13 protein-coding genes are annotated in these 19,144 nt (G+C 40.2%); 8 read left to right on the top strand and 5 right to left on the bottom strand.

Features of this window, described 5'->3' with window-relative positions; genetic code table 11:
- The first annotated feature begins 4 nt into the window (after window positions 1-4).
- The 4 genes from ACO05G_RS00885 to ACO05G_RS00870 all read left to right on the top strand — a co-directional run bounded on the left by ACO05G_RS00885 (window position 5) and on the right by ACO05G_RS00870 (window position 7,535).
- Window positions 5-2,119: a M3 family metallopeptidase gene (locus ACO05G_RS00885; protein ID WP_421764269.1), complete on the top strand. Its 2,115-nt coding sequence runs from the start codon at window positions 5-7 to the stop codon at window positions 2,117-2,119.
- 19 nt (window positions 2,120-2,138) lie between these two features.
- Complete coding sequence (pbpC, locus tag ACO05G_RS00880) at window positions 2,139-4,442, top strand: penicillin-binding protein 1C (RefSeq protein WP_421764268.1); 2,304 nt, start codon at window positions 2,139-2,141, stop codon at window positions 4,440-4,442.
- 78 nt (window positions 4,443-4,520) lie between these two features.
- The gene (locus ACO05G_RS00875; protein WP_421764267.1) at window positions 4,521-6,959 is read left to right on the top strand and encodes a zinc-dependent metalloprotease; all 2,439 of its coding nucleotides are present in this window, start codon (window positions 4,521-4,523) and stop codon (window positions 6,957-6,959) included.
- Between the two features lie 81 nt (window positions 6,960-7,040).
- Window positions 7,041-7,535 carry a phosphoglycerate mutase family protein gene (locus ACO05G_RS00870; RefSeq protein ID WP_421764266.1) on the top strand — a complete coding sequence of 165 codons (495 nt, stop codon included), beginning with the start codon at window positions 7,041-7,043 and terminating at the stop codon, window positions 7,533-7,535.
- Here the strand turns inward: ACO05G_RS00870 and ACO05G_RS00865 are convergent.
- Window positions 7,532-8,644 (bottom strand): THUMP domain-containing class I SAM-dependent RNA methyltransferase, encoded by a 1,113-nt coding sequence (locus tag ACO05G_RS00865; RefSeq protein ID WP_348280176.1) that lies wholly within the window; start codon window positions 8,642-8,644, stop codon window positions 7,532-7,534. The two genes, ACO05G_RS00870 and ACO05G_RS00865, sit on opposite strands and share 4 nt — an antisense overlap.
- A gap of 154 nt (window positions 8,645-8,798) precedes the next feature.
- On the opposite strand from ACO05G_RS00865, the gene ACO05G_RS00860 reads away from it, so the two are divergent.
- The 3 genes from ACO05G_RS00860 to ACO05G_RS00850 all read left to right on the top strand — a co-directional run bounded on the left by ACO05G_RS00860 (window position 8,799) and on the right by ACO05G_RS00850 (window position 12,524).
- On the top strand, window positions 8,799-11,102 hold the full coding sequence (locus ACO05G_RS00860; RefSeq protein ID WP_421764265.1) for a response regulator: 2,304 nt from the start codon (window positions 8,799-8,801) through the stop codon (window positions 11,100-11,102).
- A gap of 118 nt (window positions 11,103-11,220) precedes the next feature.
- Entirely contained in the window at window positions 11,221-11,370 is a 150-nt protein-coding gene (locus ACO05G_RS00855) for a hypothetical protein (RefSeq protein ID WP_421764264.1), read from the top strand.
- Window positions 11,371-11,381: 11 nt separating this feature from the next.
- Complete coding sequence (locus ACO05G_RS00850) at window positions 11,382-12,524, top strand: hypothetical protein (protein ID WP_421764263.1); 1,143 nt, start codon at window positions 11,382-11,384, stop codon at window positions 12,522-12,524.
- 60 nt (window positions 12,525-12,584) lie between these two features.
- On the opposite strand, the gene dnaK is transcribed toward ACO05G_RS00850, so the two are convergent.
- The 3 genes from dnaK to ACO05G_RS00835 all read right to left on the bottom strand — a co-directional run bounded on the left by dnaK (window position 12,585) and on the right by ACO05G_RS00835 (window position 16,598).
- Complete coding sequence (dnaK, locus tag ACO05G_RS00845; RefSeq protein WP_421764262.1) at window positions 12,585-14,516, bottom strand: molecular chaperone DnaK; 1,932 nt, start codon at window positions 14,514-14,516, stop codon at window positions 12,585-12,587.
- 182 nt (window positions 14,517-14,698) lie between these two features.
- Window positions 14,699-14,893, bottom strand: coding sequence for a hypothetical protein (locus ACO05G_RS00840; protein ID WP_421764261.1), 195 nt, complete (start codon window positions 14,891-14,893; stop codon window positions 14,699-14,701).
- A 49-nt stretch (window positions 14,894-14,942) separates the two neighbouring features.
- Window positions 14,943-16,598: a serine hydrolase domain-containing protein gene (locus tag ACO05G_RS00835; RefSeq protein WP_421764260.1), complete on the bottom strand. Its 1,656-nt coding sequence runs from the start codon at window positions 16,596-16,598 to the stop codon at window positions 14,943-14,945.
- Window positions 16,599-16,713: 115 nt separating this feature from the next.
- Here ACO05G_RS00835 and ACO05G_RS00830 point away from each other — a divergent pair, with 115 nt between their 5' ends.
- The gene (locus ACO05G_RS00830) at window positions 16,714-17,475 is read left to right on the top strand and encodes a LytR/AlgR family response regulator transcription factor (protein WP_421764259.1); all 762 of its coding nucleotides are present in this window, start codon (window positions 16,714-16,716) and stop codon (window positions 17,473-17,475) included.
- Here ACO05G_RS00830 and ACO05G_RS00825 read toward each other — a convergent pair.
- Window positions 17,459-19,063, bottom strand: coding sequence for a class I SAM-dependent methyltransferase (locus tag ACO05G_RS00825; RefSeq protein WP_421764258.1), 1,605 nt, complete (start codon window positions 19,061-19,063; stop codon window positions 17,459-17,461). The two genes, ACO05G_RS00830 and ACO05G_RS00825, sit on opposite strands and share 17 nt — an antisense overlap.
- Window positions 19,064-19,144: the final 81 nt, after the last annotated feature.

Raw genomic sequence — 19,144 nt, 5'->3', positions numbered from 1 at the left:
TACTATGAGAAAACTACTTTTTATCCTGGCTGGAGGAGTACTATTCAGCTGCCAAACTCAATCAGAAAATACCGAAATGCAAACAGAAAATCCATTCTATCAGGAATGGAATACACCCTATGAAGTACCTCCATTTGACCTGATCAAAGACGAGCATTACATGCAGGCTTTTGAAGATGGAATGACCGAGCAAATAGCCGAAGTTGAGGCAATTGCCAATAATGAAGAGGCTCCAACCTTTGAAAATACCATTACCGCTTTCGAAAAGTCCGGAGATTTATTAAATAAAGTAAGTAATGTATTCTTCAACTTAACTTCCGCACATACCAATGATTCCCTCCAGGGAATCTCAAGGGTCATCAGTCCAAAATTATCTGCGCATGGAGATAATATTTTCCTCAATGCAAATTTCTATGAGCGTGTAAAGACGCTATACAATCAACGATCGGAATTGGATCTTACGATTGAGCAGAATAAGCTTTTAGAAGATTATCATACCGGATTCGTTCGGGCGGGTGCTGCGTTATCTGATGAAGAAAAAACAAAAATGCGAGAACTGAATGAGCAGCTTTCTTCCCTCTCAGTAGCATTTGGTGAAAATGTGCTGGCAGAGACGAATAAGTTTGAGATGGTGCTGGAAGAAGGTGACCTTGACGGTCTCCCAGAAAGCGTCATCAATGCGGGAGCAGATGCTGCCGCAGAAAGGGGCTATGAAGGGAAATATGTTTTTACCACTCATCGCCCAAGCCTCTACCCTTTCATTACTTACTCGACTAGAAGAGACTTGAGAGAAACGTTGAAAAAAGGATACATCAATCGAGGCAATAATGATGATGAGAACGACAATAAAGATCTGGCTGTACAATTAGCCAATGTAAGACTAGAAAAAGCAAAACTTTTAGGCTACAACACGTGGGCGGATTATGTTTTAGCAGAACGCATGCTTGATACTCCCGATAATGTTTACAACCTATTAGATAAAGTCTGGCCAGCTGCTATTGAAGCTGCAAAAAATGAGCGAGACATGATGAAAGAAATGGCTGTCAAGGAAGGTTTTGACTTTGACGTCATGCCGTGGGACTGGTGGCACTATGCTGAAAAAATTAAGATGGAAAAGTATAACCTGGATGAAAATGAAATCCGACCATACTTAAAAGTGGATAATGTAATCAATGGCACTTTCACCCTTGCAAACAAATTGTTTGGAATGACATTCGAGGAACAAACCGATATTCCGAAGTATCATGAAGATGTCAGAACATATACTGTTAAGAATGAAAAAGGTGAACTGATTGGTATCTATCTGTCTGACTGGTTTTACAGAGGAAGCAAAAGAGGTGGTGCATGGATGAATACCTACAGAAGTCAAAGCAATATGGATGGCAACCGTATCATTCCAATTGTTACCAATGTAGGAAACTTTACCAAGCCATCAGGAGATACACCATCACTTCTTTCACAGGGTGAGGCAACAACACTTTTTCATGAATTTGGCCATGCGCTCCATGGCTTACTTTCCGAGTGTACCTATCCATCTATTTCAGGAACGTCAACTCCTCGAGATTTTGTAGAATTCCCATCTCAGGTAATGGAAAATTGGGTTTTTGAACCTAAAATGCTGGAGCTCTATGCCTTCCACTACGAAACAGGTGATGTAATGCCAACTGATCTGGTTGAAAAAATAAAAAATGCAGGTCAATTCAACCAGGGTTTTGGAACTGTTGAATACATGGCTGCCTCCTATTTAGACATGGCCTACCATACGGTTTCCGAACCAATCACCATAGGAGCAGATGAATTTGAAGAAGCTGAAATGAATCGAATTGGCATGATTGACGCGATTGTACCTCGTTACAGAACAGGTTATTTTTCGCATGCCTTCTCAAGCCCGGAAGGATATTCGGCTGGGTATTATAGCTACTTAAACTCTGAAGTGATGGATGCAGATGCATTTGGTGCTTTCAAAGAAAATGGTCTCTTTGATAAGGAAACGGCCAATGCATATCGTGAGCATATACTTTCTAAAGGAGGCACACGAGATGCCATGGAAATGTACGTGAATTTCCGGGGAAGAGAACCAAAATTCGAAGCTATCCTGGAAAGAAGAGGTTTTAATTAATCACCACTTCATAACAAGTATGAGCAGGCTTTTCAAACTCAATCGAACGAAGAAAAGCCTGCTTTTTTTATTTCTGGGGATTGGTTTCATCTTTTTTATTTATCCCCTGAATGAGCCCAGATATTCATATTCCACGGTTCTAAATGATCGAAATGGCAATCTTTTAGCCGCCACCATTGCGAAAGACGGACAGTGGCGGTTTCCTGAACCGGATTCTATTGCTCAAAAACTGAAACTTTGCATTCAATACTTTGAGGATCGCCATTTTTATAAACACCCGGGGGTGAATCCACTTGCGATTGGAAGAGCTGCAATTCAAAATGTCCGGGCAGGAAAGGTCGTTAGTGGAGCCAGTACGCTGACCATGCAGATTGCCAGAATGATGAGAGGTCGGGATCGAACGGTCTGGCAAAAACTCATCGAAATAGGTCTGGCGATTAAGCTTGAGTTGAAATATTCGAAAAAAGCGCTGATGACCAAATACCTATCCATGGCTCCATTTGGGGGCAATGTAGTTGGGATTGAAGCCGCAAGCTGGCGATATTTCAACAGACCACCACACCTATTAAGTTGGGGAGAATCAGCAGCACTGGCAGTCTTACCTAATAATCCTGGGGCCATATATCCGGGTCGATCCAATGCGCAATACCTAACAAAAAGAAATCGACTGCTTGAAACCTTAAAAGAGCATCAGATAATCGATCAAAGGACCTACGAATTAAGCCTCTTAGAGGAGCTGCCCGAAAAGCCTTATCCCATTCCACAAAAAGCTCCGCATTTGCTAACTACCATTCAGGAAACTAACCCTGAATCCATTATTCAATCTACACTGGATCCTTTTTGGCAATCGAGAGCCACACAAATTTTGGAACGCCATCATGCACAGCAAATGGGAAATGGTGTCGACAATTTAGCTACAATTGTCATTGATCTTCAAACTGCCAAAGTGCTGGCTTATATAGGAAATACCTCCGATCCTAAAGCCGAGGGCTATCAGGTAGATATCATTCAGAAATCGAGAAGTCCCGGCAGTAGCTTGAAGCCCATCCTTTATGCTCATGCCCTTTCCGAGGGTGAAATTTTACCTGAAACTCTACTTCCCGATATCCCTACCTTTTTTGGAGGCTTCAGTCCAAAGAATTTTTCCGGGGGCTATGAAGGTGCTATTCCGGCAAATCAGGCGCTGGCCAAATCACTCAATATTCCATTCACTTACATGTTAAGAGATCATTCCTATGAAAAATTTCATTTCGACCTTAAAAAATTAGGGATATCCACATTGGATAATCCGCCTGGACATTATGGATTGTCTATGATACTTGGAGGAGCAGATGTGAAGATGTGGGACCTGGCTAACGTTTATGTAAAAATGTATCAGTCTTTGGCTGGTATTTTAACTCGAGACATCTCATATACAAGCAACTCAATTCAATCTGAAAAAGTAAACCTGGATCCAGCTGCCATTTGGTGTACGTTTGATGCAATGACTGAATTATCACGCCCATCGGAGGAGCAGGAATGGAGGTCGTTTTCATCTTCGCAGCTTATCTCATGGAAAACCGGTACGAGTTTCGGATTTAGAGATGCTTGGGCTGTCGGGTTAAATGGAAATGTGTTTGTGGGGGTTTGGGTAGGTAATGCAGATGGTGAAGGGCGGGCAGGATTGACGGGTATCAATGCAGCTGCTCCCGTTTTGCTTGAATTGATGCGGCTGGCTGATCACGATAGAAATTGGCTTGAAAAATTGAAGCCACGCATGAAACAAATGATGATTTGCACAAAATCAGGAATGATCGCCAATGCCCTCTGTCCATCAGAGCAAAAAATGGTGCCTCTCAATGCGGAAAATAGTGGAGTATGCACCTACCATCAGGAGTTTCAAATGGATAAAAGCCTAACCTTCCGAGTAAACAGCTCTTGTTATTCATTGGCAGAGTCGGTTCCTCAAACCCATTTTGTTTTACCTCCATCTATGGGCTATTATTATTCAAAAACCCATGCTGATTACAATGGCATTCCGCAATTATTTCCTTCCTGCAAAGCAGGAACCAGAAACCCAATCGAAATCATCTATCCAAATGCTAATAGTAGGGTATTTATTCCACTTACACTCGATGGTGAAAAAGGCAGGATCGTGTTAGAAGCTTCTCACCAGAATGTGTCTTCAACCCTATTTTGGAGTATTGGAGAAGAATTTTATGGAAAAACCAGCTCCGATCATCAGTTAGAGGTCTTTCTCTCAAAAGGCATGCATGTCCTGCGACTTACAGATGAAAAGGGAAATGAAAGAAGAGTGACATTTGAGGTGATAAGTGAATCCTGATAGCTACCGCTCACATAAAACCAAATCCTTTTCACACACTTGGTGGTTAAGTTGCTACTAAATTTAACCCCCAGTAGTATGAGACAACTATTTACACTCATGTTGGCTTTGGTTTTTGTAGGATTTTCTATCGAGACTCAAGCTCAAAAAAAGAAAAAAAAGAAAGGTGATGATACCGAACAGGCAGCACCCAAGAAAAAGAAAAATGGCCTGAAGGATTACTCGGAGGTAATAACCGATGAGGCCATTTCCGATGAAGGCTTAATTACTTCACATCAAGTAGCTGACGATTTCTATTTTGAAATTCCTTCAGATCTTTTGGAAAAGGAAATACTGATTGTTTCAAGAATTGCAGGGCATGTCAAAGGGCTTAATTTCGGTGGAGCAGGCATGAAATCAAGACCGCAGCAAGTAATCAGATTTCAAAAAATGGGAGGCAAAATTCTTATGCGTTCCGTTTCATTCAACAATGTAGCTGATGAAGATGAGCCTATTTACACCTCAGTAAAGAACAACAACTTTGAGCCAATTATAGAGACTTTTTCATTAGAAACGATGAAAGAAGACTCTTCTGCTTATGTGATTAAAGTAACCGATTTCTTTTCCAGCGACATCCCGCTGATCGGCGGATTGAGAGACTTTGAAAGAAAGCGATTCAAAATCAAAGGAATCGATAAATCAAGATCACTAATCACCTCAGTAAAGTCGTTTCCGGAAAATGTGGAAGTACGTCACATACTTACGTACAGAGGTGATGAACTACCGGCAAATGGCCTAACTGAAACATTGTCGATAGAAATGAATCAGTCCATGATTCTTCTACCAGATGATCCGATGGTTCCCAGGTATCATGACGAACGAGTTGGTTTTTTCTCTCTTAGACAAATTGACTACAGCTCTGATGAACAAAAGGCTGCTCAACGCAGATTTATTACTAAGTGGAGATTAGAACCCAGTGATTGGGATGCATTCAACAATGGCGAATTAGTTGAACCCGTAAAACCTATTGTTTATTACATTGATCCTGCTACTCCTGAGAAATGGAGAAAATATATCAAACAAGGAGTTGAAGATTGGCAAGTTGCATTTGAAGCTGCCGGATTTAAAAACGCCATTCTTGCGAAAGACCCTCCCAGTAAGGAAGAAGATCCGGAATGGAGCCCGGAAGACGTTAGATATTCGGTAATTCGATACATCGCTACAGACATTCAAAATGCACAAGGTCCTCACGTGCACGATCCTCGTACAGGAGAAATTCTCGAAAGCGACATCTTATGGTATCACAACGTAATGAACCTGCTTAGGAATTGGTATTTCGTACAAACAGCTGCGGTAAATCCTGAAGCTCAACGAGTGAAATTTGACGATGATTTAATGGGTGAACTCATTCGATTCGTTGCTGCGCACGAGGTAGGTCATACACTAGGATACCCTCATAACATGGGGTCTTCTCCAGCCTATACGGTGGATCAACTTCGTAACAAGGAATTTACGGATACTCATGGAGTAGCTCCCTCCATTATGGATTATGCACGATTCAATTACGTCGCACAGCCGGAGGATGGAATTACTAATTTCTTCCCAAGAATCGGGGAATACGATCTATGGGTTACTCAGTATGGCTACCAACCAATAGCTAATGTGAGCTCGCCGGATGATGAGGAAGATATCCTAAATACATGGATCAAAGAAAAATCTGATGATCTTATTTACAGGTATGGTCAAGCCAACGGAGTAGATCCAACATCCCAAACGGAAGATATTGGGCATGATGCGATGATTGCTAGTGAATTGGGCATTAGAAACCTGAAGCGGATTACTGACAGGTTAATGGAATGGACTACAGAAGACGGTAAAAACTATGATAACCTGGAAGAACTTTATGGAAATGTCGTAAATCAATTCAACAGGTATAATGGTCATGTGGTTACACATGTGGGTGGTGTTTATCAATACTTCAAAACCTCAGATCAGGATGGGGCAGTATATACCCATGTGGAGAAAGACAAACAGCAAAGAGCTGTAAAGTTCTTAAATGAGCAACTTTTCGCCACTCCTAATTGGCTGGTCGATGCTGAAATCCTCAGCAGAATACAGCAGGATGGTTTGGTTGATCGAATGCGAGGCATCCAGGTTCGAATACTAAATCGATTGACCAGAGAAGAGATGCTTATGAGAATGATCGAAAATGAGGCATTAAATGGGAATGATGCATACACCATCACCAGTCTTTTCACCGACATGCGTCAGGGAATCTGGAGTGAGTTGTACAATGGCAGAACCATCGACACTTACAGAAGAAACCTTCAAAAAGAGCATGTAGATCGATTAGGCGAGTTGATGAATTTAGACGATGATGAATTTTCAAATTCAGATATTCCATCTATTGCCAGAGCTACATTAAGTAGGTTGGAGAGAGACGTAAGAAGTGGGCTGGCAAGACAAAACAATGCAACCTCGCGTTTCCACCTCCAGGACATTCAGAAACGCATCGATGCAATTTTGAATCCGAAATAAGTAGATTCAAGGTGTCATTCTGAGTGAAGTAAAGATTTTTTAAAACTCACTCAGGATGACATTTTTTAATTAAATTCCTATATGAAAAAGCTACTTCTTACTACCCTTCTTTTCGTTTTTGTATTAATCACTTTTGCTCAAGATCCAACCACATTTATTTTGGTCCGACATGCAGAAAAGGCTGATGATGGCACACGAAACCCTCCACTAAATGAAGAAGGGGTGAGCAGATCCGCCGACCTGGCTGAAATGCTTTCCAAGCAAGAAATTACCGCACTCTACTCCACCCCATTTAAGCGTACACAGGAAACGCTACAACCGATAGCTGACTTGAAAGGATTGGATGTTCTGGATTACGATCCTTATGCCAAAGGTGAATGGCTAAGCTCTCTAGCAGAAAAGCATGCAGGTGGAACAGTAGTAATATCTGGTCATTCTAACACCATTCCCTTATTAGCAAATGCGTTACTAGGCAATGAAACTTTTGCGCAATTTGATGAAAGCGACTACACTAACCTTATCATCATCGTGACAGATGAAGTAGGAAAAGGAAAGTTGGTCAGGTTGAAATTTTAATACAATTCATATTTGCAGAAATCGCATTCAAGCTTACCATTGTAAAGCTTGATTCTTTCGGAATCTTTCAGTCCGATTTGTTTCAATGCCTGCTTATTAGAACTGATCAGCCAGGCGTCATATCCAGTAAAATTTTGCTTAAATGCATCTCCCAGGGTTTTATAGAATTCCAGAATATCATCACCAATTCGTTCTCCATATGGAGGATTTGTGATAATCATGCCCTTATCATTGATCGGTTTAAACTCTCTGAAATCCATTGTTTTGATTTTCACTTCACGTCGCAAGCCAATCTTCCCTAATGCTTTTCGTGCCAGAGTTATTGCACTATCATCGATATCAATTCCGGTGATATCCATACTTGGCTTACGCATCTTGTTCAATTCCTCCGTTTTGACATTATTGAACAGGATGGGACTGTATTCCGGCCAGGTTCTGAATCCGAACTCTTTACGTTTCAAATTAGGCCCCATATTCATGGCAAGCATAGCAGCCTCTGTTAGAATTGTACCGCTACCACACATTGGATCAACCAATGGTGACTTCTTATCCCATCCGGACAAAATAACCATTCCGGCAGCCAGCACTTCGTTCATTGGAGCTCGGTGACCCTCCTCACGATATCCACGTTGATTTAAAGCAGCACCTGAGCTATCCATGGAGATCGTGAAAAAATCATTAGCACAATGTACATTGAATAGTACATCCGGTTTATCCGTATCGATTGATGGTCGCCTTCTATACTTGTTGCGATACTGATCCACCATTGCGTCTTTTGCTTTCAATCCAACATATTTGGAATGAGTGAATACCTCAGAAAAAATAACAGGATCAATAGCAAACGTTTGGTCTACATCCAAAAAATTAGACCAATCAAATTCCATCATTTTGTTGTACAACTGCTTCTCATCCCGAGCATGAAATGTATAGATCGGTACAAGTATTTTTAATGCTGTTCGTAGCGATAGGTTTGCTCGGTACAAAAAAGCAGGGTTCCCTTCGCATTTTACCCCCCTTGTGATTTTTTCAACTTTCTCTCCGCCCAGAGCCTTGACCTCCTCCGCAAGGATATCTTCAAATCCGAAAAGTGTTTTGATGGTTAATTTCACGCCTCTGTATCTTATTTATGCTCGCAAAGATGGGCTAAAAATCATGCCTGATAGAAATAATTAGTGATTGATTTGAATTCGCTTTATGGAAAGTAGACGGAAAGAATTCTAGTAAAAAAGCTCTCAAATTCCTCCATATTAGGTTAATTTAAGTATGCTATGGAGGTTAATTGGAGGGTTAATTCTCATATTTTCTTATGAGTTTACTTTTGGGCAAGCACCAAAGTCAGGACAATTAAACCTAATCAGTCATGATTTTCAGCGCCAGGAATCATTGAGCCTCAATGGTGAATGGAAATTTTATCAATCACAATTTATAGATCCGAAAACAGGAATTGGGAAGGATCCCATCCTCATCCAGGTACCTAAAAGATGGGATCAAAGTGGGTTATCCGCGATGGGTTATGGATCGTATGCTCTTACAATTATTAAGGATACGGACATTCCGCTAGCCTTAAAGGTTCCTGATCTCTTTAGTGCATATCAGCTATACATAAATGGTGAGCTTTTAGCTAACATGGGTGTCCCGGGCATCAGTAAGGAAGATGAACAGCCCGGACGAAAACACAACATGGTAGCATTCGGTCATATTAAAAGAGATACACTACATCTTGTCATCCACATTTCAAATTTTGTCCATAGTAAGGGCGGTCTTGGATCCACGATCACACTCGGAACGCTAGACTATATGATGAATGAAAAGTTCATCAACGACGTATACGATGTGTTTATGGCTGGATGTTTAGTTATGGGCGCATTCTTTTTTCTCGGCCTCTACCTGTACGGTAGACATGAAAAAATGGTATTGTACTTTGCTTTCTTTTGCCTGGTATATGCCTATCGGATTATTGGTTGGGGCAACTACGTTTTACATGACCTGATAGACATTCCTTATCGACTTGGAATGACCATCGAGTACAGTACTTTTTATCTAACGGCCTTCTTTTTCTGCTTGTATCTGAAGCACCTGTTTCCTGAAGAAACCCCCAGAAAAGTTGCGAATTTTTTCATTTACCTCTCCTTGATCTGGGCAGTTATGACACTTTTGCCAGTTCGGATATTTACCCGGTTGAATGAGCCTTTTTTACTACTCGTTTTGCTGGGAATGTTTTTCGCTGGGTCTGTTTTCTTTAGAGCCATAATCAGAGGCAAAAAGGGAGCAAGATATTCCATTTACAGTACCATTGGCATCTTAGTGGTCTTCTGTATGAAGTCCATGGCCTACCTCAATATCGTGGAAGAGATATTGTGGGTTTCAATGATCGGACAACTCATTTTCTTCCTCTTCCAATCATTGATACTTTCTCAACACTTTACTGAATCCTGGAGACTGGCACAACGTGAAGCTGAAAATGCCGCAAAAGCAAAAACGGACTTTTTATCCATTATGAGTCATGAGATACGTACCCCTCTAAACTCCATCATTGGAACCACCTATCACCTCATTGAAGAGAAGCCAAGAAAAGATCAGCAAGTAGACCTGAACAACTTAAGAAATTCCTCCGAATACCTACTTACACTTATTAACAACGTGTTAGACTACAGTAAGATTGATGCCGGTAAGCTTGAATTAGAGCTTGTAAACGTAGATTTAAGACAATTTTGCTCTAATATTCATAACGTCTTTAAATCCATTGCAGAAACCAGTAACATAACACTCAATTTCAATTATGACGATAGTCTACCGGCAATTGTTGAAATGGATAAGACACGAGTCAATCAGATTCTCACCAACCTTATTGGAAATGCAATAAAATTTACAGAACAAGGAAGTGTGAATTTCATAGTTTCAAAAGGAATACTGGAAGATTCAACAATCGAGGTAATCTTTAAAATTGAGGATACAGGGATTGGAATCAGTGAAGGCCTAAGAGACAGAATTTTTCAATCATTTCAGCAAGCCAGTTCATCAACTACAAGAAAATATGGAGGCACTGGCTTAGGTCTTTCAATCACCAAACAGCTTGTTGAGCAAATGGGATCCAAAATCTATCTGAAAAGTGAACTCAATAAAGGGTCCGTATTTTACTTCTCACTAAACCTTGAAATAAAAGATGAGTTGGAGGTAAGTGCAAAAAGAGATGCACTCAAACTTACTGATCATAAGGTTCTTTTGGTAGAGGATAATCAGATGAACGTACTTATTGCCAAGAGACTTCTTGAGAAATGGGAAATGCATGTTGATATAGCCAGCAATGGAAAAGAAGCAATAAGCATGGTAGAATCGTCAGATTATGACATAATTTTGATGGATCTTCAGATGCCGATAATGGATGGTTATGAGGCTACCCGGATTCTTCGTAAGAAAGGCTATGACATACCCATTCTCGCACTGACAGCCTCTGCCATGTTTGAGAAAGCGACCAAAACCAGCAAAGCTGGCCTTGATGGCGTGGTGACCAAACCTTTTAATCCGCATGATCTTTTCGATGCGATTAGTGGTCAGCTGAAAAAGTGAGCGAATATGAGAGATTGTTTGGATTAGGTTCAGATCCTTCACTGCGTTCAGGATGACACTTCGATTTTAATTCAATTTAAGACCTTAATCAATCTCCGCAATCAAGTCCTGTGCTGTCATGCTGAGGAACGAAGCATCTCTCTCTACATTAGCGTCATTCCTGAGACTGACGAAGGAAGGATTCAGGAATCTTCAACTCTTCATGGAAGATTCCGGTATTTCTCATTCTTCGAAAACCGGAATGACGTTTTTATACAAAACGGTTTAAGTCACCGATCTATGATACTTAGCTGGTTAACCTCTGCTGGAAACAACTTAGTTGAAAAAACAAAAAATCCTTTTTTGGGGACATTTACGCTTGTTTGGCTAGCAAGAAACTGGGAGCTTGTATTTGCTCTATTCAACTTTGATGACTCTTACAATCTAGATTCTAAAATTGAGTTTCTTTCTGAACGAATTAAGTATGACACTTTTTGGACAGAAGTGTGGTGGAATATTGTGTGGACTTTCACAGTTCTTGTCCTAACCTATCTCCTTATTAACATAGCAAGAGCGATTTCTAATCTTTTTGAAAAACGCTTATCACCATTGATTTATAAATGGACAGATTATAAATCTCTGGTTCCAAAATCTGAGTATCAGAGTATACTTGATCGGATGAATGATCTGCAAGTACGACTCGAAAAGGAGATTCAAGAACGGTTAAAAGCTCAATCGGAAAGAGATGAATATGAAGAGAAATATAATATCCAGATTCTCGAAAATAGTGGATCAGAAGATTCAACGGTTCCAATAGAAAATCCAGCGGAAAAAAATGAATCAATAGAATATTCAAAAGAAATTAGGGATTTAGTTGGAGGCTTTACTATTGAAGATCTTGAATACACATTGAACTTAGTAAAAAATCAAAATCCTATTTGGTTCAATGTGAAATATGAAGCTATAGCTCATAATTTATTTGAAAAAGGTTATTTCGAAAATCAAAGGAAAGAGGAGAATGGAACACGTTATGACTTGTCCAAAAAAGGAGAAAATCTAATTTCTAGTTTTTCAAACAATAGTGAATTCCTAACACTTTCTAAAAGCACAAATTCCCCAGATGTTACACACTCAATAAGTGGACAAATACAAAAAATCAAATCCGATTTGCGAAAGGTAAAAGAGGAACCACTGGACAATATTTTCGCCGAATTAAAAAAGTATAAAAAAAAACAGCAAGGTGACTTTCTTTACGTAATGAATTCCTCACTTACCAATCTTCCTATCGATACTGAATCATACATCGAGATTCTTGGCGATTTAATTAGATGGAATTTGATTCAAAAAATTGATGCAGATGAGAAAGGTGATATTTATGCAACAACAGATCTTGGAGTAAGATTTTTCAACTTCTATCAAAACAAAACCCTTCCTCCCAAATAGGGAAGAAGGGTATAATCTATATCTAGGGTAAGTAAGATAATTCCAACCGCCGCAGGCAGTTTACTTCTTATCCTCCTCTACCTCTTCGAATTCTACATCAGACACATCATCTGCAGAACCATTTTCTGAAGCTCCGGCTCCCGGATCAGCTCCTTCTGCGCCAGCGTCAGCTCCTCCAGCTTCCTGCTGTGCTGCATACATCTCCTGAGAAGCTGCCTGCCATGCCGCATTTAGTGCTTCCATTGCAGAGTCAATCTCAGCCAAATCTTGCTTACCATGCGCTTCTTTTAGCTTGGTTAGCGCACCTTCGATGGCCGTTTTGTTGCCTTCCGAAAGTTTGTCCCCAAACTCTTTCAATTGCTTCTCCGTTTGGAAAACCAATGAATCCGCCTGGTTGATTTTCTCTACTTTCTCTTTGGCTTGCTTATCCGCCTCAGCGTTTGCCTCCGCTTCCTGCTTCATCTTTTCGATTTCCTCATCAGTCAATCCTGAAGATGCCTCGATTCTGATTTTCTGTTCTTTACCAGTGCCTTTATCTTTTGCACTCACATTCAGGATACCATTCGCGTCGATATCGAAGGTTACCTCAATCTGAGGAACACCTCTTGGTGCTGGTGGTATTCCATCCAGGTGGAACTTACCGATTGACTTGTTGTCTTTCGCCATTGGTCGCTCACCTTGTAGTACGTGAATCTCCACAGATGGCTGATTGTCTGCAGCAGTCGAGAATGTTTCAGACTTCTTCGTAGGAATCGTCGTATTTGACTCGATCAGCTTCGTAGACACACCACCCATGGTTTCGATACCAAGTGATAGTGGAGTTACATCAAGAAGAAGTACATCCTTCACTTCCCCAGTCAACACACCACCCTGAATTGCAGCACCAATTGCTACAACCTCATCCGGGTTTACTCCTTTTGAAGGCTTCTTACCGAAGAACTTCTCAACCTCCTCCTGGATCTTAGGGATTCGCGTAGAACCACCCACCAAGATCACTTCGTCGATATCAGAAGTAGAAAGACCTGCATCTTTCAAAGCAGCTTCTACCGGCTTCATTGATCTTCTCACCAAATCATCAGCCAACTGCTCAAACTTTGCTCTCGTCAATTTTCTTACCAAGTGCTTTGGCACACCGTCTACCGGCATAATATATGGTAAGTTGATCTCTGTTTCAGAAGAACTGGAAAGTTCAATTTTTGCTTTCTCTGCAGCCTCTTTCAATCGCTGAAGTGCCATCGGATCTTTTCTAAGATCGATGTTCTCATCACTCAAAAATTCCTCTGCCAACCAGTTGATGATCACACCATCAAAATCGTCTCCACCTAAGTGAACGTCTCCGTTTGTGGACTTCACTTCAAATACGCCTTCTCCAAGTTCTAATATTGAAATATCGAATGTACCACCTCCAAGGTCATACACTGCGATCTTCATGTCCCGATCTTTTTTGTCCAACCCATAAGCCAAAGCTGCTGCTGTTGGCTCGTTGATGATTCGTTTCACATCAAGGCCGGCAATCTGTCCCGCTTCTTTAGTAGCCTGACGCTCTGCATCGTTGAAGTATGCGGGTACAGTTACTACTGCCTCTTTCACTTCCTGTCCAAGGAAATCCTCAGCAGTTGATTTCATTTTTTGAAGAATCATCGCAGAAATCTCCTGAGGAGTATATGTTCTGTCACCGATCTTCACTCGAACTGTGTCGTTACTTCCAGACTCTAGCCCGTAAGACACATTCTTCATTTCAGCTTTGACCTCAGAAAATTTCTTACCCATGAATCGCTTCACTGAGCTTACGGTGTTCTGAGGATTAGTAATCGCCTGTCTTTTGGCTGAATCACCTACTTTTCTTTCACCCTTACCGCCATCGAGAAATGCTACGATGGATGGGGTCGTTCTTCTTCCTTCACTATTCTGGATCACAACCGGCTCATTACCCTCCATTACCGAGACGCAAGAGTTGGTAGTTCCTAAGTCGATACCTATGATTTTTCCCATTTCTATGATTTATCTGTTATTCGTTAATTCAAGTTTCACATTTGAATTATCAATGGATGTGCCAAAGGAAAAATTATGACACATTGACAGGGATAAATAGTTAGTCTGGATTATTTCTTGCCAAAATGCTGGGGAATTAACGTTTTCAGAAAGATATGGCAGTTAAACAGTGTATCTGGAGATCATTCTTCTCCTCTGTTATCATATCTATTTTTGATTATACGGACTATCAGAAGGAGAATAAAAACAATCACCATTCCTATGATCAAAGTGGTTTTCACTTCGGAATGCGTAAAACCTGTTTCTCCTGAATCAATGATTTGGTAGATCAAAAATCCGATAACTATATAAAGAACATATCTGAATGGCGCTCTCATGACTCGAAAGTAAGAAACACCAACCACATTAGACTAGGTTTCCATAAAATCATTGACGCCTTCCGGAGACAGATCTATCCAACTGATAGAATACGATCTCACCTTCCAGAATTTTTAATTTGGCAGACTTTTCACCATAAGGCAATCCATCGAGGTAATACAAGTTATTTCCAAGTGGATATGCCAGCATCTCCATCTTTTTATCTCCATCGTACTTCCCATGCTCAAAAATTCCCTGAATCAGACCCTCCGAATCAAAGTAAACGATTAGGTCAAGAATCCTTTCCGTACCTTTCATACGTAGCAACCCATGACTTTCATCTACATAGTAGGGTATAATGTTCGTCATTTTTCCCACCTGATTCTTCATCATTCTCATGCCTATAGACATCATCCCTGAGTACATAACAAACTTCATTTCTCCATCACAATGACCTGCCAGACTCCAATATTTTCCTTTTTCGAGAAACCGTGCAATCTCAACCATTTTCAAGGACTGTTGATCATTTGCCTCCAAAGTAGTGTTGATAACAATTCTTGAAGGCGGCATTTCAGATGTTGAAACCCAAAGACTTGTGTCATTTTCGCTTACTTCTACACTTATCTCATCAATGATAAAACTCCCGGTTGTTAATGCCCCCTGGACTACCGCTGGTAGCACCTCAACATCTTCGCCATTAATCACGCTCCAAGATTTGGTTACTAGCCCTCTTATATAATCTGCACTTTTACCAAACATGCTGATATCCTCAAAGCTTCGATTGGTCAGAACAACAATGTGATCTTTTGTTTTTGGATGAAAGCTTAGAAAGCTAATGAACCCTGCATTTCCCCCATCGTGTTGTATGTATTCCCCATCAAACTGCCATCCATACCCGTAACCTGCAGGAATATGTGGCTTTAAAAACAAAGCTCTCAGCTCTTCATTTAAAAACTCATTTGATGTAATTATTTCAACCCATTTAGAAAGATCACCGACTGTAGAATAAACACCTCCTGCTCCTTTGAACCATGAATAATGGTAAATAGGTGCTTTTTTTAATAAATCATTACGATATCCATAAAACGGAAAAGCTGAATCGGAATCCCGTGAAAAAGAAGTCTCCTGCAGTTCATACTTGCTAAACATTTCAAGCATATAATCCTGATGGGTAAGTCCTGATACTTGTTCGATGATGGTAGCAAGTAGAATATATCCGGAATTGCTGTAGCTAAATTCTTCCCCTGGAGAGAAGAGTAACTTTGCTTCCGTAAATCTTGAGATTAATTCGTCCAGCGATATCTCTTTTGATTCTGGAAAAAATACTTCCAGCCCCTGCTCCGTTTGATATAGACTTGGTATACCCGAAGTATGTGTTAGAAGCTGGTGTATTGTAACCTTCCTCCATCGCTCGGAACGGTACTCGCCTAAATGTGAATTAATAAAATCATGCAACTTAATTTTATTATCCATTACCAAATGGAGAATTGCTGCTGCTGTAAACTGCTTGGTGATTGAGCCAATATCAAATCGGGTATGTAGCTCGTTTGGCACCTGACCATCAGAAGTCCCATAACATTCTGCCATCCTAATGCTATCATCAGATTGGATTAGGACTACTCCGTTGAAGTGTTGATAAGCGGCCTCCCGACCATATAGTTTTTTTTGTTGTCCATGGCATATGGTAGTCCAAGCCATCATTAAAATTAATATTGTCTTTTTCATTTAGTTAATTTTTGACTGTGCAACATTCGTGATAATGATGCACGCAAATAAGCTTGCGGACCAGGGTTGTGACAAACAACCGAAATTTGTATATGATCGACTATTATTGCGATAAATGAAGCTGAATAACTTATTTCCCATTCTATCAGCTAAGGAGAAAAAAGTGCATGCCATCATTTGGTTGGTGGGGCTGATCATGATTAACATACCCGATTGGCGTGTGACAATGGGTCCTTTTCACAGTGATGATTATTCACTGCTTATCCCAAGTTTTTATGGAGTAATCCTAAACATTTATCTGTTTTATAACAGTAGCACTCATATTAGAGATAACGCCAGGGAGGACCTTTCAAAAGCATTAAAAAAATCATCAATCACCTTGCTGAAGGTAAGTCTTATTGAAGCTGTTCTTGACATTATTTTCTATGCGCTATTCTACTGGAGTTTATCAAAAGAACTTTCGCTGGAGATTCTTTGGGGTCAGATTTTGATGAACGGAATTTTCTTTTATCTCCCTTCCATTATGTTCGGACTTATTAAGGCCTGGCAAAAGGAAGAGCCTGAAAAGCAATCGGAAGCTAAAATAATCCTGAAAGATGGGGCGCAGACCATTCACCTCAATCCGAATGAATTGACTCATGTAAAGAGCAATGGAAATTATTGCATTTACCATGCTGAGAAAAAACATCTTATTCGTCAAAGCCTTTCTCAAGCAGAAGTTTTACTTCCGCATTATTTTGCAAGATCTCATAAATCCTTCATTGTGAATTTAAGAATGGTAGAGAAGCACACTTATAATGACCTGATAGTAGGAGGTTTTATCATTCCGATTGGAAGGAAATACCGAAAGGAATTGAAAGCTATTTTAGATAGTTGATACTGACAGTCGCCAATTCTGAATTTGGAAATTTATACCGATACCTGGGATCTATTGAGAGACCTGCTTCATTTATCACCTTATCGAAACTATCGATTTCCAGGATATATTGATCCGAAAAACCATGTGTTGCTTCATATGCAGTACTCGCAGTTTTACCAAGGTTTGCAGCAGTCAGCTTTGGATCTAGCCCGTGCAATTCGATTACAATCAATCCAAATTTTTGAATATAAGGCTTCCATTTATTCAAATGGTTTCTGAGATTTGATTCAACAACATTGTTGCTTAGCAACCTACCCTTTGTCGCAAATGCTCCGGTGGAAATACTAGCATTATCAACTTGCTCATCAGCTTCTTCCCACATGCGGTTATGATCTAAAAAGGTTCGTACATTCAATAAATCAGACAGATTCATTTCGAAATTCGAATTTAGATCCTTGTCCAGTTGCTGAGGATTTCCAATATCACCCCAGACTACTTTAGCCCACACGTCAGCATTAATTAAGTTTTCTCTGGTCACCTTAAGCGCGGCTTCATTATAGTCTGCTCCAACTAGAAAGAGTGGATATTCTTCCAGTAGCTTACCTCGCTTGGTTTTATGATAAACCACATCAAAAATATGAATAAGAAATGCGCCATTGCCACAGCCCATATCCAATATTCCTTTTGGCTGCTCATCAATCGGCTTGTTAAACAAGTCAATGATGATATCATCGACTTTTTCAAAATAAGCAACATGAGCTCCCCCACTTCCCCATACATTCATTTCTCGATCTACCCCTTTCTCTTTTTCCCCTTTGCCAACCTTCAAAACTTCAGGATTTCCAAAGATGAGTTCATCCAGACTTCTGAATGTAGGAATGTAAGAAACCGTCACTCCGTAAGCGGGAGATCGCTTGGCAAAAAACAGACCTTTTTCAGTGAATTTATAGGTATTTGTTTTTTTCTTAAACCATCCCAAATGAGTGAAAAAATCCAATATATGTTCAAAGCTTTCTGGATCCTGATGATACTCAGACGGACTAAAGGACATATCCATAAAGTACTTATGAAACATTCCTCCCATACCCAATTGTACAGTACTTGGACCTACCAATACACCCTCTATGTGTTTAAGAACCTGCTCTTGAATGGCTTTCGTACTTTGATTATCAGAGATTGGGAAATAGCCATGCATAAATTTCTTTGCTATTCCATTCCAAACTTCAAACGGCTCTTTTTCAAACTTTCTGGTATGGAAGCTGGCTGAAAACTTCATTAAGTCTACAACTTCCTTGTAATGAATAGCCAAATTGAAAGCACTCTCGCTTTGCTCATTTGTTTCAATGGTAATTGTTTTTTCAGGATTGTTTACGCTGTAGCTCAGCCAACCTTGAGAAGCCAAAAGTCTAAGTGCTACATTTAGATAACCATCATTCGCATTGAATTTTGATACTAGATCTTGAATCGGTGAAGCTTTTACTTCAAATAAATGAGATAATACCCCATGATCATGCAGTTCATGGACTACCGGAGCTATTGCTATTCCATCCAGATGTCTAAAAAGCTCCTCACGGTAAATTTTGTTTCTCTCTTTTATTGAATCCATAGGTGACATTTAGTAAGTGAAATATATTTCAATTCTTACACATAAGGATCATTCTTTTAGTGAGTGATGCGATGATGGTAC

The organism is Ekhidna sp. (assembly GCF_965227465.1).
GTDB lineage: Bacteria > Bacteroidota > Bacteroidia > Cytophagales > Cyclobacteriaceae > Ekhidna.
The sequence above is the reverse complement of the archived record's forward strand: the minus strand, read 5'-3'. Positions and strand labels throughout refer to the sequence as shown.